Annotated in this window: 11 protein-coding genes; 1 reads left to right on the top strand and 10 read right to left on the bottom strand. The window is 73.0% G+C overall.

Going from position 1 to position 15,481, the window contains the following annotated elements:
• Positions 1–80 precede the first annotated feature (80 nt).
• The 7 genes from IEZ12_RS20330 to IEZ12_RS20300 form a co-directional block, all read right to left on the bottom strand.
• Complete coding sequence (locus IEZ12_RS20330) at positions 81–1,436, bottom strand: S8 family serine peptidase (RefSeq protein ID WP_229847721.1); 1,356 nt, start codon at positions 1,434–1,436, stop codon at positions 81–83.
• A 390-nt stretch (positions 1,437–1,826) separates the two neighbouring features.
• Positions 1,827–4,145 (bottom strand): xanthine dehydrogenase family protein molybdopterin-binding subunit, encoded by a 2,319-nt coding sequence (locus IEZ12_RS20325; RefSeq protein WP_189273356.1) that lies wholly within the window; start codon positions 4,143–4,145, stop codon positions 1,827–1,829.
• Positions 4,142–5,191 (bottom strand): (2Fe-2S)-binding protein, encoded by a 1,050-nt coding sequence (locus IEZ12_RS20320; protein WP_373295503.1) that lies wholly within the window; start codon positions 5,189–5,191, stop codon positions 4,142–4,144. Before IEZ12_RS20320 ends, IEZ12_RS20325 begins: the two co-directional genes overlap by 4 nt.
• The gene (locus tag IEZ12_RS20315; protein ID WP_189273354.1) at positions 5,188–6,084 is read right to left on the bottom strand and encodes an FAD binding domain-containing protein; all 897 of its coding nucleotides are present in this window, start codon (positions 6,082–6,084) and stop codon (positions 5,188–5,190) included. Before IEZ12_RS20315 ends, IEZ12_RS20320 begins: the two co-directional genes overlap by 4 nt.
• Before the next feature lie 221 nt (positions 6,085–6,305).
• Positions 6,306–7,937 (bottom strand): beta-N-acetylhexosaminidase, encoded by a 1,632-nt coding sequence (locus IEZ12_RS20310; protein ID WP_189273352.1) that lies wholly within the window; start codon positions 7,935–7,937, stop codon positions 6,306–6,308.
• Between the two features lie 69 nt (positions 7,938–8,006).
• On the bottom strand, positions 8,007–8,282 hold the full coding sequence (locus IEZ12_RS20305; RefSeq protein ID WP_030459614.1) for a DUF3039 domain-containing protein: 276 nt from the start codon (positions 8,280–8,282) through the stop codon (positions 8,007–8,009).
• 60 nt (positions 8,283–8,342) lie between these two features.
• Positions 8,343–8,921 carry a YqgE/AlgH family protein gene (locus tag IEZ12_RS20300; protein WP_043914190.1) on the bottom strand — a complete coding sequence of 193 codons (579 nt, stop codon included), beginning with the start codon at positions 8,919–8,921 and terminating at the stop codon, positions 8,343–8,345.
• Positions 8,922–9,139: 218 nt separating this feature from the next.
• Between IEZ12_RS20300 and murA the strand changes: the two genes are divergently transcribed.
• Complete coding sequence (murA, locus tag IEZ12_RS20295) at positions 9,140–10,495, top strand: UDP-N-acetylglucosamine 1-carboxyvinyltransferase (protein WP_043914191.1); 1,356 nt, start codon at positions 9,140–9,142, stop codon at positions 10,493–10,495.
• 75 nt (positions 10,496–10,570) lie between these two features.
• On the opposite strand, the gene IEZ12_RS20290 is transcribed toward murA, so the two are convergent.
• The 3 genes from IEZ12_RS20290 to IEZ12_RS20280 all read right to left on the bottom strand — a co-directional run bounded on the left by IEZ12_RS20290 (position 10,571) and on the right by IEZ12_RS20280 (position 15,396).
• Positions 10,571–10,852 carry an HU family DNA-binding protein gene (locus IEZ12_RS20290; RefSeq protein ID WP_014136004.1) on the bottom strand — a complete coding sequence of 94 codons (282 nt, stop codon included), beginning with the start codon at positions 10,850–10,852 and terminating at the stop codon, positions 10,571–10,573.
• 439 nt (positions 10,853–11,291) lie between these two features.
• Complete coding sequence (locus tag IEZ12_RS20285) at positions 11,292–12,767, bottom strand: NAD-dependent malic enzyme (protein ID WP_189273350.1); 1,476 nt, start codon at positions 12,765–12,767, stop codon at positions 11,292–11,294.
• Positions 12,768–13,095: 328 nt separating this feature from the next.
• Complete coding sequence (locus IEZ12_RS20280; RefSeq protein ID WP_189273348.1) at positions 13,096–15,396, bottom strand: HelD family protein; 2,301 nt, start codon at positions 15,394–15,396, stop codon at positions 13,096–13,098.
• Positions 15,397–15,481 lie beyond the last annotated feature (85 nt).

Raw genomic sequence — 15,481 nt, 5'->3', positions numbered from 1 at the left:
GTGGGTGGGCTGACGTTTACTCAGAGCGTTCGATCGTATCGCGTTCAGGGCGTGTCTTGACACGTCCTGAACGCGACTGGTTACTGCCCCTGGTAAGGGTTCTGATAGCCCGTCGGCGGCTGCTGAGGGTAGCCGGGCGGCGGCTGCTGGCCGTACTGCGGGGCCCCGGGCTGTTGGCCGTAAGGCTGCTGCTGAGCGGGCGGCCAGCCCTGCGGAGCACCGTACGGAGCAGGACCACCCGGCTGACCAGGCACGCTCTGCGACCGGTTGCGCCTCCGACTGTTCGCCACCACGATCGCGATGATCACGATGAGCAGCACCACCGCTCCGCCGATCGCACCGAGGATCAGCGGCATGGTCGAAGTGGACGACTGCTCCAACTCCGGCGCCGCCCCAGGATTTCCCAGTCCGGACCCGGGATCAGTGGAACTCCCACCACCGGTGGTCGCCCCCTGGCTGGCCGCAGGACTTGAGCCGCCATCGTCCACGCCCTCCGGGAGCGCCAGCGGTCCCTGGGCGGCACCGGTCGGAATGTTCATGGTCAGCGCCTCGTACGGGCTGACGATCCCGTAACCGTAGTGCTGATCGGGGAGCTTACTCACCCCGTCAGGCCGTGCCGCCGACTTGACCAGCCGCTCCGCGACCTGTCCGGCCGTCAGCTTCGGGAACTTCGCTCGTACCAACGCCGCGGCAGCGGCGACATACGGCGTCGCGAACGAGGTTCCGTCGTCCATGCAGTACTGGCTGGTGCCACAGTCACCTGCGGAGACGATTCGCACGCCCGGTGCCGAAAGGAGCACCTCAGGACCGAAGTTGGACTTCGGCCAGATCTTCAGGTCCTTGGCGACCGCGCCGACCGCGAGAACCCCTGGGGCCTTGGCGGGATAGTCCACCCCAGCCCCGACATTGCCCGCCGCGGCCACAATCAGAACATCGTGCTGATAGGCGTAGGCGATCGCGTCCTTCTCACGCGCGCTGAGGTCCGGACCGCCCTGCGAAATGTTGATCACCTTCGCGTCGTGGTCCACCGCCCACTTGATGCCTTCGCCAATCCCGCCCGCGCCTCCGGGGCCGAGCTTGTAGATCGGCAGGATCTTGACGCCGGGAGCCAACCCCACCACGCCGTCACCACTGCCGTGGCCCTGGCCGGCGATCAGGCTCGCCACCCCGGTGCCGTGCGGATTGGCAGTTCCTACTTCGTTGCCGCCACCGCTCGGGTCGTACCCGGGCAGCACGTGCCCCGCAAGGTCCGGATGGTTGGGGTTCACTCCGCTGTCGATGACCGCGACGGTGACGCCCTCACCCCTGGTGATCGACCACACCTTGCTGAGGTTGAAGTACTGGTTCGCCCATTGCCCGTCCCGCACCTGGTCCGCGGACGCCGCCGGCAGTCCGGTCAGTAGGAACCCCGCAGTCAGCGTGGTCGCGCCGAGCACGCGCGTGAGTCTCGTCAGCCTCATCAGTACCCCGTCGGTCGAGTGACAGCCCGTTCGTTCTCGCAACGCCCCCGGAACGCAGGACCGTCCGATCGTATCGCCCGGCCCGGGCCCTGCGCAGACCTCCAGTGACGAGTTCGCTACGTTTCGCCTCACCGCGATGCCGACTGTCGGTCAGGTCCGGACGTGCGAGCGGGATTCGATCGCCGAATCGGCCGACCTACTGCCAACTACCGCTCCGGTAGGGCCGCTGCGGGTAGCCGGCGCCTGTCGGGATGTCCTTGGCCAGGGCTTCGGTCGGCGCGAGGATGTCACAGCCGTCTGCAGTACTGGGCGCCCACGCCGGCACACCGGGCTCGTTCGCCCGGTGCCGGCGGTCCGGGTGGCCGGTCAGGCGAGGGTGGCGTCCTCCGGGAGGATCGGGAGGCGGCCTACCGGGAGGCCGGTGGCGGCGCGGACGGCGGCGGCCACGGCGGCGGGGGCGACGACGGCGGGGGCGGCGCTGACGGCTTTGGCGCCGAAGGGGGCGACGACGTCGCGTTCTTCGAGGAGGGCGGCGATCCGGATGTCGGGGGTGTCGAGGGCGGTGGGGAGGCGGTAGCCGGTGAGGGAGGCGTTGAGGGGGATGCCGTGTTCGGTGCGGAGGTTCTCCAGCAGGGCGAGTCCGACGCCCTGGGCGACGGCGCCCTCGATGCGGTTCTCGATCTGGCGGGGGTTCAGGGCGCGGCCGACGTCCTGGGCGACGGTCACGTCGACGACCCGGACGGCGCCGAGTTCGATGTCGACGTCGACGACGGCGCGCATCGCGCAGAAGGCGATGGAGACGAAGGCGTCGCCCTGCCCGGTCTCGGGGTCGAGGGGTTCGGTGGGGTGGGGGCGGCACTGGGCGGTGGCCCAGAGCTCGCGGCCTTCGAGGGCCTGGCTGACCGGCATGCCGAGCACGCCGTCGTACGAGGTGATCTTCCCGTCGCTGATGGTGAGCAGTTCGACGGACATCCCGAAGTCCGCGGCGATCGGCTGCAGCATCTGGTGGCGGACCATCAGCGCGGCGCGTTCGACCGCGCCGCCGGACACCCAGGTGTGCCGGCCGCGGGCGGCGGGGCCGGCCGCGGACTGGTCGGAGTCGACGGGCGCGATGTACACCTCGCTGACGCCGAGGACGGACTGGACGATCTGCCGGGCGAGGGTGGCGAAGCCCTGTCCGGAGTCGACGGCCGCGCAGATCACGGTGGCGTGGTCGCCGGAGACCCGGACGGTCGCGGTGGCGACCTCGTCCTCGCCCTCCGCGCCGAGCATGTGCACCATGCCGACCGCGTAGCCGATGCCGCGGCGCACCGCGGCGGGGTCGCCGGCGCCGCCCGGGCCGCCGGGCAGCAGCCAGTCGGCCTCGGGGTCGTCGAGCGGCAGGGCGGGCAGCGGGGAGTCGGCGAGCGCGTCGAGCAGCGCGGTGACGGGGGCGGGGCAGGTGACGGCCTGTCCGGTGGGCAGCGGGTCGCCGGTGGACATCGCGTTGCGGCGGCGGATCTCCAGCGGGTCGACGCCGAGCTGCTTGGCGAGCTGGTCGAGCTGCGACTCGTACGCGAAGCAGGTCTGCAGCGCGCCCTCGCCGCGCATCCGGCCGGCCGGCGGGTTGTTGGTGCGCACCGCCCAGGCGTCGACGAAGACGTTGGGGCAGGTGTAGGGGCCGACCGAGAACGCGACGGCGGCGGCCAGCGCCTCCGCGGAGACGTCGGCGTAGGCGCCGCCGTCCAGCAGGATCTGCGCCTCGACCTTGACCAGCCTGCCGTCGGCGTCGGCGTGGTGCCGGTAGCGCAGGAGCGCGGGGTGCCGGGTGGTGTGCGCCTGGAAGGACTCGGCGCGGGTGAGGGTCATCTTGACGGGGCGTCCGGTGCGCAGCGCGAGCAGCGCCAGGGTGACCTGGAAGGACAGGTCCTCGCGGTCGGCGGTGGCGCCGGGCACGCCGGTGACGACCAGCCGGACCCGGTCGGGGTCGAGGCCGAGGCAGGCGGCGGTGCGGTCGCGGTCTCCGTGCGGGTCGGTGGAGGACAGGTGCAGTTCGACGCCGCCGTCGGGGCGGGGCACGGCGAGGCCGGCCTCGGCGCCGATCGGGGCGGGGTCCTGTCGGCCGACCTGGTAGAGGCCCTCGACGACGATCTCGCCGACGGCGTCGGGGTCGCCGGTGCGCAGCGGCAGGTGGCGCAGCAGGTTGCCGTCGGGGTGCAGCGGCGGGGCGTGGAAGGCGGCCTCGGGGTCGGTGACGGGTTCCAGGACCTCGTACTCGACCAGGATCGCGGCGGCGGCGAGCCGGGCGGTGTCGGGGTGGTCGGCGGCGACGGCGGCGACGGGTTCGCCGTGGTGGCGCACCACACCGGAGGCGAGCACCGGCCGGTCGGCGACGACGGGTCCGGGGGTCGCGCCGTCGGCGCCGCCGTCGCTGCCGCCGGGCAGGTCGGCGGCGGTGACCACGGCGTGCACGCCGGGGACGGCAAGGGCCGCGGAGGTGTCGACGGAGACGATCCGGGCGTGCGGGTGCGGGGAGCGCAGCACGGCGCCCCAGAGCAGCCCTTCGGCCCACAGGTCGGCGGCGTACGGGTAGATGCCGAGGGCCTTGGGGAGGGCGTCGGTGCGCAGCGGGGAGCTGCCGAGGCCGGTGGAGCCGGTCTCGTCGTCCGCGGGGGCGGCCGCCGGGAGCTCGGTGGCGGAGGTCATGCGTTCTCGTCCTCGGGGAGCCTGATGCCGTGGGCGGGGGTGGCGTCGTAGCCGGGGTACTGGTGTCCGTAGCCGTCGGTGGCGTAGACGGTGCCGTCGTAGCCGCCCGGGTCCTGCTGCGGGGCGCCGTGCGGCGGGGCGCCTTCGTAGACGCCCGGGTCCTGGTGCGGGATGCCGTGCGGCGGGGTGGGCAGGTACGGCGTGCCGTGCGCGGGGGTGCCGTAGGCCGCGGCGTCGGCGGCGGTGCCGTGCGCGGGGGTGGGCTCCCAGCCGACGGGGACGGCGGTGCCGTGCGCGGGGGTTCCGGACCAGGCCGGTTCGGCGGGCCGGGGCGGCTGGGCCTGCGGCTGCGCCTGCGGGGGGATCAACTGGTCGGCCTCGTGCCAGAGTTCGGAGTCGGCGTAGAGCGGGAGCTCGCCGGCCAGCGCGAGGTCGGCGAAGGACTGCTCGGTGGCCTGTGCCGGCGCCACCGGTTCAGCGGTGGCCGCGGCCTGTTCGGCGGCGTCGAGTTCCGCTTCGAGGGCGGCTTCGCGGGCCTCGGCGACGGTCTGGACCGCGGCCAGCGCGCCCCGGTAGCCGGTGCAGCGGCACAGGTTGCCGCACAGCGCCTGGCGGGCCTCGACCTCGCTGGGGCGGTGGTTGCGCTGCAGCAGGTCGTGGACGGCCATCGCGAGGCCGGGGGTGCAGTAGCCGCACTGGACGGCGCCGGAGTCGGCGAGCGCCTGCTGGACGTCGCTGGCGCCGCCGGCGCCGGACAGGCCCTCGACGGTGTTGATCTCGCTGTCGGCGGCGAGCGCGGCGGGCACCAGGCAGCCGTTCACCAGCTGTCCGTCGACCTGCACCGAGCAGGCCCCGCACTCGCCCTGCTCGCAGCCGTCCTTGGCGCCGGCCAGGCCGAGGCGTTCGCGCAGCACGTACAGCAGGCTCTCGCCGATCCAGGCGTCGCTGACGGGTCGTTCGACGCCGTTGACGCGCAGCGTGTACGAGGCGGTGGGGCGCACGTCGCCGGTGAGCGCTCCGGGGTGGTTCAGCAGTTCGTCGGTCACTTCAGCGCCCTTCCCAACGCCCGGCGGGCCAGCACGGCTACGGTACGCCGCAGGCGGGCGCCCGCCGGGCCCGCCCCCTCGCCGCCGGCGGCGCCCTCGGGGACGCAGGCGGCGGCCACGTATTCGCCGAACGCGGCGAGCGCGGCGGGGTCGATCAGGACCGCGCCGTCCTCGCCGCGGGCGTCCCAGTCGATGCAGCCGGCCACCCAGCTCTCGGCCTCCAGCGGCCGCAGCGGGACGGGGGCGACGGCGCCGACGGCGCAGCGCACGCCGCGCCGGGCGGGGTCGAGGACCAGGGCGACGGAGGCGGCGGCGCGGGACGGGCCGCTGCGGCCGGTGGACTTCAGGAACACCTGCGGGGCGTGCAGCAGCGGGACCCGCACCCAGGTGAGCAGTTCGCCGGGTCGCAGCGGGTCGAGTCCGGTGAGCAGGTGGCTGATCGGCACCTCGCGGACGGTGCCGGGCCGGGCGAGGGTGGCGGTGGCTTCGAGGGCGGCGAGCACCGGGAGGGTGTCACCGGCGGGGGCGCCGGTGGCGATGTTGCCGCCGAGGGTGCCGACGTTGCGCACCTGCGGGGGGCCCGCGGTGCGGGCGGCGTCGGCGAGGGCCGGGATCAGGGCGGCGAAGTCGGGGCGGTCCATCCGGGCGTGGGTGAGGCCGGCGCCGAGGACGGCGGTGCCGCCGTCCTCGTAGCGCCAGCCGCGCAGTTCGGTGATCCGGCCGAGTCCGATCAGGGCGGCGGGCCGCAGCCGCCCGCCGTTGACGGCCTCCATCAGGTCGGTGGCGCCCGCCACCGGCACCGCCCCCGGGGTGGCGGCCAGCGCTTCGACCGCCTCGTCCACCGAGGCCGGCATCATGATCGTCCGGTTCACCAGGTTCCCACCGTGCTCCATTTGCAGTGCGGCCTGCCGCCCGTAGGGTACGGGCGATCGGTGCGGGTTGGGCAACTCTGGCACACAAAGACCGCTGATCATTTCCGAGGTCGCGGACAGGTCCGAACAACTCGGGACAACTCCGGGCGCGAACGCGCACGAACGCGACCGGGCCGATGTCCAGGTGATCGGTTGTTCACTTGATCTTGACGAGGCGGCCGCGCCCGGAGTTCCGGCAGGTCCTATCCGACGGCCGGCCCGGCGCCGGGACGCCCCTCGATCGGCCGGCCGACGATGCCGGGCTTGCGCTGCCACGGGCGCGGGCCCTCGGGGCGGCGGTACTCGATGCCGAGGGCGTCGAGGCGCGGGTAGTGGCCGGCCATCCGGGCCTCGAAACCGGCCCAGTCGCGCGCCTCGGGGTCGCGCGGCAGGTCGGACCAGGCGACCTCGGCGAACGCGGCGAGCCGCGGGAACACCTTGTAGTCGACGTCCCGGCCGTCGAACATGAACTCGGTCCAGATGTTCGCCTGGGTGCCGATGACGTGTCGGGCGGCCCGCTCGTCGAGCTGCGGCGGCACCGGCTCGAAGCGGTAGACGTCCTCCAGCGAGCGCACCCAGCCGACCGGGATCGGCTCGTCCTCGCCGCCGTCCTGCCGGTGGTCGAGGTAGACGTGCTGCTCGGGGCACATCACCACGTCGTGCCCGGCCTGCGCGGCGGCGATGCCGCCCTCGTAGCCGCGCCAGGAGGAGACCGCCGCGCCGGGGGCGAGGCCGCCCTCCAGGATCTCGTCCCAGCCGATCAGCCGGCGGCCGCGCTCGGCCAGCCAGCCGTCGAAGTGCCGGATGACGTGGCTCTGCAGCTCGAACTCGTCGCTCAGCCCGAGTTCGGCGATCCGGGCCTGCGCGGCGGGGCTGGCCTTCCACTGGTCCTTGGGGCACTCGTCGCCGCCGAGGTGGACGAAGGTGGAGGGGAAGATCTCCAGCACCTCCTCCAGCACGTGCTCGTAGAACCGCAGGGTGGCCTCGGAGGCGTTCAGGATGTTCTCGCTGACGCCCCAGTCGGTCCAGGTGCCGAGCGCCGCGGTGTCCACCACGTCGGTGTTGCCGAGCTCGGGGTAGGCGGCGATGGCGGCCTGGTTGTGGCCGGGCAGGTCGACCTCGGGGACGACGGTGATGTGCCGGGCGGCGGCGTAGGCGACGATCTCCCGCAGGTCGTCCTGGGTGTAGTAGCCGCCGTGCGGCTGGTCGTCGTGCCGCCGGCCGGCCCGGAAGCCGACCATCGACCGCTCCCGCCAGGCGGCGGTCCCGGTGAGTTCCGGGTAGCGCTTGACCTCGATCCGCCAGCCCTGGTCGTCGGTCAGGTGGAAGTGGAGGACGTTCAGCTTGTGCGCGGCCAGCTGGTCGATGAACCGCAGCACCCCGGCCTTCGGCATGAAGTGCCGGGAGACGTCCAGCAGCGCGCCGCGCCAGCCGAACCGGGGCGCGTCGTGGATCTCCACCGCGGGAACCGTCCAGCGCGCGCCGGGCAGCGGGGCGGTGCGGTACACGGGGGGGCCGAGCAGCTGGCGCAGCGTCTGGGCGGCGTACGACAGGCCCGCGGCGGCGCCGCCGGTGAGCCGCACCGCGTCCGGGCCGGCGCTCAGCCGGTACTCCTCGGCGGCGAGGGCGTCGTCCAGTGCGAGCACCAGGCCGCCCTCCTGCCCCGCCGGGGCCGGGTCCAGGTCGAAGCCGGTGGCGGCGGACAGCTCGGCGCGCAGCCGACGGGCCACGCCCTCGGCGCCGGGGGCGGCGGCGATCCGGGTGCCGGCGTGCAGCTCGAACGGGGCGGCGTCGGCGGGGGCGTGGACGTGCAACGGGGCAGGGATGAGGTCCATGCGCCTCATCCTGCCCCGGTTCACCCCGATTGGCATAGACCACTCGGGGGCTTCGCTCCGACCGGACGGTCAGTCCTTCTTGTCGTCCCCGCCCGGGTTGTTCAGCCCGTCGAAGATCTCCTTGCACATCGGGCAGACCGGGTACTTCTTCGGGTCGCGGCCGGGCACCCAGACCTTGCCGCACAGCGCCACCACGGGGGACCCGGAGAGCGCGCTCTCCATGATCTTGTCCTTCTGGACGTAGTGGGCGAAGCGCTCGTGGTCGCCGTCCCCGTGCGAAGTCTGCGGGACGGGCTCGACCAGGGTGCCGGTGCCGAGGCCGCGCTCGGGCTCAAGAGTGCTCATGGGTGCCAAGTCTATGGGGGCCGCCCGGAACCCGGCCACCATGTGGAACCGGCCCGCCGGTCAGTTCAGCGTCGGGTCGTCCGGGTAGGTGGCGAGCATCGCCAGCGGCCCGCGCTGGCGGCGCAGCACGGCCCGCCACATCCGGTCCGGCTCGACGCAGGAGACGTCGCCGGCCTCGCACTCCACCGGGTACCAGGCGCCCTCGGCGATCTCCTGCTCCAGCTGGCCCGGCGACCAGCCCGCGTAGCCGGCGAACACCCGCATGCCGCCGAGCACCCCGGCCAGCACCTCCGGCGGGGCCTCCAGGTCGACCAGGCCGATCGCCCCGTGCACCCGCCGCCAGCCGAGCGGCCCCGGGTGGGTCTCCTCGCCGGGCACCACGGCGATCGCCAGCGCCGAGTCCAGCCCGACCGGCCCGCCCTGGAACACCACCGCGGGGTCGCCGGCCAGCGCGGCCCAGCCGTCCAGCACGGCGGCCACGTCCACCGGGGTGGGCCGGTTGAGCACCACCCCGAGCGCCCCCTGGGAGTCGTGGTCGAGCAGCAGGACGACCGACCTGGCGAAGTTCGGGTCCGTCAGCACGGGCGTGGCCACGAGCAGTCGGCCGGTGAGCACGGGGGCCGCTTCCATGCCTGCCATGATGCCTCCCGACGGGCCCTGCGGGACACCCGGCAGGCCGTGCGCAGGGCCACCCGTCCGGCCCAATGGCGGTGCCGGTCGGCACGCCTCACAGCATGATCACCAATAGGGCACACGGGAACCAATCGCCCACCCTCTACCATCTATGAGGTGGCGAAGGGCCGTTCCCTCAGCTCCGCAGCCGAAAACCTCCCCTGCGCACCCGGATTGCGAGAACGATGACCGACGACGTCCTGCTGGTCCACGGCGGAAACCCGCTCGAAGGCGAGATCCAGATCCGCGGCGCCAAGAACCTGGTCCCCAAGGCCATGGTCGCCGCGCTGCTCGGCCAGGGCCCCAGCAGACTGCGCAGCGTGCCGGACATCCGGGACGTCAAGGTCGTCCGCGGCCTGCTGCAGCTGCACGGGGTCACCGTCCGCACCGGCGACGAGGAGGGCGAGCTGATCCTCGACCCGTCGCACGTCGAGAGCGCCAACGTGGCGGACATCGACGCGCACGCCGGCTCCTCGCGCATCCCGATCCTGTTCTGCGGCCCGCTGCTGCACCGCCTCGGCCACGCCTTCATCCCGGGCCTGGGCGGCTGCGACATCGGCGGCCGGCCGGTGGACTTCCACTTCGAGGTGCTGCGCCAGTTCGGCGCCACCATCGAGAAGCACCCGCAGGGCACCTACCTGGTGGCCACCCAGCGGCTGCGCGGCACCAAGATCGAGCTGCCGTACCCGTCGGTCGGCGCCACCGAGCAGGTGCTGCTGACCGCGGTGCTCGCCGAGGGCGTCACCGAGCTGCGCAACGCCGCGATCGAGCCGGAGATCGTCGACCTGATCTGCGTGCTGCAGAAGATGGGCGCGATCATCTCGCTGGGCACCGACCGCACCATCCTGATCACCGGTGTGGACGAGCTGGACGGCTACACCCACCGGGCGCTGCCGGACCGCCTGGAGGCCGCCTCGTGGGCCTGCGCGGCGCTGGCCACCAAGGGCGACATCTACGTCCGCGGCGCCGAGCAGATCCCGATGATGACCTTCCTGAACACCTTCCGGAAGGTCGGCGGCGCCTACGAGATCGACGACGCGGGCATCCGGTTCTGGCACCCGGGCGGCGAGCTCAAGGCGATCGCCCTGGAGACCGACGTGCACCCGGGCTTCCAGACCGACTGGCAGCAGCCGCTGGTGGTGGCGCTGACCCAGGCCACCGGCCTGTCGATCGTGCACGAGACGGTGTACGAGTCCCGGCTGGGCTTCACCGGCGCGCTGAACCAGATGGGCGCCCACATCCAGCTGTACCGCGAGTGCCTGGGCGGCACCCCGTGCCGGTTCGGGGCCCGCAACTTCAAGCACTCCGCGGTGGTCTCCGGCCCGTCCAAGCTGATGGGCGGCGAGCTGGTCATCCCCGACCTTCGCGGCGGCTTCTCGTACCTGATCGCGGCGCTGGCCGCCGAGGGCACCTCCACGGTGCACGGCATCGACCTGATCAACCGCGGCTACGAGAACTTCATGGACAAGCTGCGCGACCTGGGCGCGCACATCGAGCTGCCGTCGGAGGTCGAGTCGGCCGAGGTCCAGCTGACCGCCTGACCGCGCAGGGCCCGCACAAGCCGGTGGCCGGCCTCCCCCGAGGGGAGACCGGCCACCGGTGCGTTCAGCGGAGGGTCACTTGCCCTTCGCGGCTTCCTTCAGCTTCGAGCCGGCGCTCACCTTGACGCTGAAGCCCTCGGCGATCTGGATCGGCTCGCCGGTCTGCGGGTTGCGGGCGGTGCGGGCGGCGCGCAGGGTGCGCTCGAAGGTCAGGAAACCGGGGATGGTGACCTTCTCGTCGCCCTTGGCGACGACCTCGCCGGTGATCTCGGCGAAGGCGGCCAGCACGGCGTCGGCGTCCTTGCGGGTCACCTCGGCGCGCTCGGCCAGCGCGGCCACCAGCTCACTGCGGTTCATGTGTACTCCTGTGGTCTGTTGCTCTGCCGTGCGCGGAGGCATGGCCGGTCCGCGCGACGGTGCTCGTTCAGGCGAGGGGTGGTCAGGGGCCGGGCTCGCACCGCGAAGCGCCGCAAACTGCCCGCCTGGGTACGAATCCTGCCCCGACCGGCACTGAGAAAGCCAATCGGGCACCGGCGTGGTTGACCCGAACAGCGCCCACCGGACAGAGGTGTGACGCTCCGTCGGCTCCGGGGTGGCCGGGGCGGGCGGCGGCCGGGACGACACGCCGTTGCGCAACAAGGGACGTTCCGTACTTGTCGGACACGCCACCCCGTCGCAGGGCTACCGTACGCCCTGGCACCGACAAGCCCAAACACGCCCCTTTCCCTTGTGTCGCAAGGGATCCGGCACGTTCGCCGCAATCGGGGTGCGACGAACGCGCCGGGCGCTCACCGACTCAGAGCTGAACGGCCGGGAACGCGGCGGTGTCGAGCGTTCCGACGATGCCCGGGGTGGGCTTCGACGGGGCCGTCTCCGCGTCGCCACGGGCCGCCACGGCGGCGTCCCGGACGGCCGTGGCGACGGTCTTGGCGACGCCCGGGTGGAAGACGCTGGGGATGATGTAGTTCGGGTTCAGCTCGTCGTCGGTGACGGTGGTGGCCAGCGCACGGGCGGCGGCCAGCATCATCTCGGTGTCGACGCTGCTGGACTGGGCGTCCAGCAGGCCGCGGAAGACGCCCGGGAAGACCAGCACGTTGTTGATCTGGTTGGGGAAGTCGCTGCGGCCGGTGGCGACCACCGCGGCGGTCTGCCGGGCCACCGCCGGGTCGACCTCCGGGTCGGGGTTGGCCAGCGCGAAGACGATCGCGTCCTTGGCCATGGTGGCCAGGTCGTCGCCGTCCAGCACGTTCGGGGCGGAGACGCCGATGAACACGTCGGCGTCGGCCACCGCCTCCTTGAGGGTGCCGGTGCGGCCGGAGCGGTTGGTGTTCTCGGCGATCCAGCGCAGGTTGTCGTTCAGGTCCTCGCGGCCCAGGTGGACCACGCCCTGCACGTCCGCCACGGTGGCGTGCGAGACGCCCGCGGCCATCAGCAGCTTGAGGATCGCGGTGCCCGCGGCGCCGGCGCCGCTCATCACGACCCGGATCTCGCCGATCTCCTTGCCGACCACCTTCAGCGCGTTGGTCAGCGCGGCCAGCACCACGATCGCGGTGCCGTGCTGGTCGTCGTGGAAGACCGGGATGTCCAGCGCCTCGCGCAGCCGGGCCTCGATCTCGAAGCAGCGCGGCGCGGAGATGTCCTCCAGGTTGATGCCGGCGAAGCCCGGGGCGATGGCCTTGACGATCGCCACGATCTCGTCGGCGTCCTGGGTGTCCAGGCAGAGCGGCCACGCGTCGATGCCGGCGAAGCGCTTGAACAGCGCCGCCTTGCCCTCCATCACCGGCAGCGCGGCCTTCGGGCCGATGTTGCCCAGGCCCAGCACCGCCGAGCCGTCGGTGACCACCGCGACCGAGTTGCGCTTGATGGTCAGGCGGCGGGCGTCCTCCGGGTTCTCCGCGATCGCCATGCACACCCGGGCCACGCCCGGGGTGTAGATCATGCTGAGGTCGTCACGGTTGCGGATCGGCAGCTTCGAGGACATCTCGATCTTGCCGCCGAGGTGCATCAGGAACGTCCGGTCGGAGACCTTCCCGATGGTGACGCCGTCGATCGCGCGGAGCTTCTCGACGATCTCCTGGCCGTGCGCCACCGAGGACGCCGCCACGGTGACGTCGATGCGCAGCGCCTCCAGGCCGGAGGCGGTGACGTCGAGGCCGGTGACCGAGCCGCCGGAGGACTCGACCGCGGTGGTGATGGAGCTCACCGCGTTGCCGGTGGCCGGCACCTCCAACCGGACCGTGATCGAGTTCGAGACACTGGGCACCGTCGCCATCGACGTCCTTCTTCCTAGAATCAGCAGACCGTGTACGGCCTGGTAATCGCGCAGCATGCTAGGTATCGATCGTCGCACCTACCGAGGGCTAGCCAGAAATAACGTTCATTGAGTGTGCGGATCCGACAAACCGGCCCGGGCCCGACCGGCGGCCTCCTTGCCCGTGGGCCCGGATGCGTTACATTGGAACGGCACCGGCTCGATCCAAGCCCCCGGGCCCAACCTTCGTCCCTTCGAGGGACCACTTGCCGCGAGGCGAGCATGGCGGGTCGGTGTTCTGCTTGACGAAGGCCCCCCACCTCCTGGTGGGGGGCCTTCGTGCTGGTCGCTACTTCAGCAGGGCGGGGACTCCGGCGGCATCCGGCAGGTCGTCCGGGCCGGACAGCACCGTCAGCCGCTGGGTGGCGCGGGTCAGCGCCACGTACAGCACCCGCAGGCCCGCCTCCGACTCGCCCGCGATGCCGGTCGGGTCGGCGACCACGGTGGCGTCGTACTCCAGGCCCTTCGCCTCCAGGCTGCCCAGCGCCACCACCCGCTCGCCCAGGCCCTCGGCCCAGCTCGCGGCCTCCGCCCGGCGGTCCATCGGGACGACGATCGCGACGGTGCCGTCGACCTCGGCCAGCAGCCGCTCCAGCTCGGCCCGGGCGGCCTTGCCGAAGGACTCCGCGCCGGTGTCCCGGACCGCCGCGAACCGCGGGTGCGCGCCGGTCGCCCGGACCGCGCTCGGCGACGGGGTGCCGGGCGCGGCCAGCGCCAGCACCTTCGCCGCCACCTCGGCGATCTCCGCCGGGTTGCGGTAGTTGACCGTCAGCGTGTGCCGGCGGCGCGGCTTGCCCGCCAGCACCTCGTCCATCGCCGCCTGCGCCTCCTCGGGGAACGGCCAGGACGACTGCGCGGGGTCGCCGACGATCGTCCAGGTCGCCATCCGGGAGCGGCGGCCGATCATCCGCCACTGCATCGGAGTGAGGTCCTGCGCCTCGTCGACGATGACGTGCGCGTACTCGCGGCGCTCCTCCGGGACCCTCTCGCGCTCGCGCCGCCCGTAGGCCCGCTCGCCGTAGGTGGTGACTTCGTCCAGGCCGGTCAGCAGGTCCATCGCGTCGACCTCGCGGACCTTCGGACGGGCCGGCTCGCCGAGCAGCACCTGCAGTTCGTCGACCAGCGCCACGTCGTGCGCCGACAGCTCGCCGGCGCCCCGGTCGTCCAGGTGCCGCCAGGACGCCGCGAGCAGCCGGGACTCCTCCGGGGTGACGGCCCGGCGGGCGATCCGGTTGGTGTGCCGGTGCTGGCGCAGCGTGGCCAGCACCCGGCGCGGGGTGACGGCCGGCCACCAGGCGTCCAGGAAGTCCAGGAACACCGCCTCGTCGGACACGTACTCGTCGAAGGACTCACGCTCCTCCTGGCGCTGCTCGCGCTCGCCGTGGCTGACCGGCTTCGGCAGGTCGCGGACCGCCTCCGACCAGAGCGCGTCCAGCAGCAGGCGGCGGGCGCGCGGGCGCAGCAGGTTCAGCGGGGTGCCGCCGCCGCCGACCACGTTGCCGCGCACGGTCTTCAGCCGTCCGGCGTCCAGCCGCAGCGCCCGGCCGCGGGCGAACACCTTCAGCTCGGTCGGCGCGCCCAGCTCCAGGGCCGCGCGGGCGGCCCGGCGCAGCAGCTGCACCATCCGCGAGGAGCCCTTGATCCGGGCCGTCTCGGGGGTGTCGTAGCGGCCGGCCTCGATGCCGTCGACCAGGCTGCCGACCGCGCGGATCGCCACCTGGCCCTCCTCGCCCAGCGAGGGCAGCACGCCCTCGGTGTAGGAGACCAGCAGCGCCGTCGGGCTGACCACCAGGATGCCGCCCGCGTAGCGGCGGCGGTCCTGGTAGAGCAGGAACGCGGCGCGGTGCAGGGCGACGGCGGTCTTGCCGGTGCCGGGGCCGCCGGTGACCAGGGTGGCGCCGGCCGCGGCGGCCCGGATCACCTCGTCCTGTTCCTTCTGGATGGACGAGACGATGTCGCGCATCGTGTGGCCGCGGGCCCGGCCCAGCGTCGCCATCAGCGCGCCGTCGCCGACCACGGCGAGTTCCTCGCCGTCCAGCGTCGGGGTCAGGTCGGGACGCAGCAGGTCGTCCTCGACGCCGATGACCTTGCGGCCCTTGGAGCGGATCACCCGGCGGCGGATCACCCGGCCCGGCTCCAGCGGTGTGGCCCGGTAGAACGGCGCGGCCGCGGGGGCCCGCCAGTCGATCACCAGCGGGCCGAACTCGGCGTCGAGCACGCCGAGCCGGCCGATGTGCAGGCTCTCGGCGACCGCCGGGTCGGCCGGGTCCATCGGTGTCTGCGAGGGGATCCCGTGTTCCTCGGGCGCGTCGGCCTGCTGGAGGTCGATGCGTCCGAAGAGGAAGTCCTCGAACTCGTTGTTGAGTCGCTGCAGGTGCGCGCCGGCGCGGTACACCTGGGCGTCACGCTCGGCGAGCGCGCCGGGTGTGCCCACCTGCACGCGCTTCGCGGCGTCCTCCAGGATGTACTCCGCCTCGGCGAGCTTCTCCTCGAGCCGTTGGTAGACGGTGTCGAGATGCTGCTGCTCCCCCGCGATCTCGCGGTCGCGGACAGTGTCGGTGTGGTGCTCGGCAGAGCCGTGCGCGCCCAAGGAGCCCCCAGAGGTGCGGAGAAAAAGGCGGACGGACGATCTTAAGGGATGAACTGTTCCGCCGACGAGGTCCCCCGCCCCGAAG

The sequence above is a fragment of the Kitasatospora griseola genome (assembly GCF_014648555.1).
GTDB lineage: Bacteria > Actinomycetota > Actinomycetes > Streptomycetales > Streptomycetaceae > Kitasatospora > Kitasatospora griseola.
This window is presented reverse-complemented; position numbering and strand designations above follow the sequence as displayed.

Excerpts from the sequence above, each read along its gene's own strand:
- IEZ12_RS20325 (WP_189273356.1), bottom strand. The coding sequence starts at position 4,145 with ATGACCTCCGCCACCGAGCTCCCGGCGGCCGCCCCCGCGGACGACGAG.
- murA (WP_043914191.1), top strand. The coding sequence starts at position 9,140 with ATGACCGACGACGTCCTGCTGGTCCACGGCGGAAACCCGCTCGAAGGC.
- IEZ12_RS20300 (WP_043914190.1), bottom strand. The coding sequence starts at position 8,921 with ATGGCAGGCATGGAAGCGGCCCCCGTGCTCACCGGCCGACTGCTCGTG.
- IEZ12_RS20285 (WP_189273350.1), bottom strand. The coding sequence starts at position 12,767 with ATGGCGACGGTGCCCAGTGTCTCGAACTCGATCACGGTCCGGTTGGAG.
- IEZ12_RS20305 (WP_030459614.1), bottom strand. The coding sequence starts at position 8,282 with ATGAGCACTCTTGAGCCCGAGCGCGGCCTCGGCACCGGCACCCTGGTC.
- IEZ12_RS20315 (WP_189273354.1), bottom strand. The coding sequence starts at position 6,084 with ATGGAGCACGGTGGGAACCTGGTGAACCGGACGATCATGATGCCGGCC.
- IEZ12_RS20290 (WP_014136004.1), bottom strand. The coding sequence starts at position 10,852 with ATGAACCGCAGTGAGCTGGTGGCCGCGCTGGCCGAGCGCGCCGAGGTG.
- IEZ12_RS20310 (WP_189273352.1), bottom strand. The coding sequence starts at position 7,937 with ATGGACCTCATCCCTGCCCCGTTGCACGTCCACGCCCCCGCCGACGCC.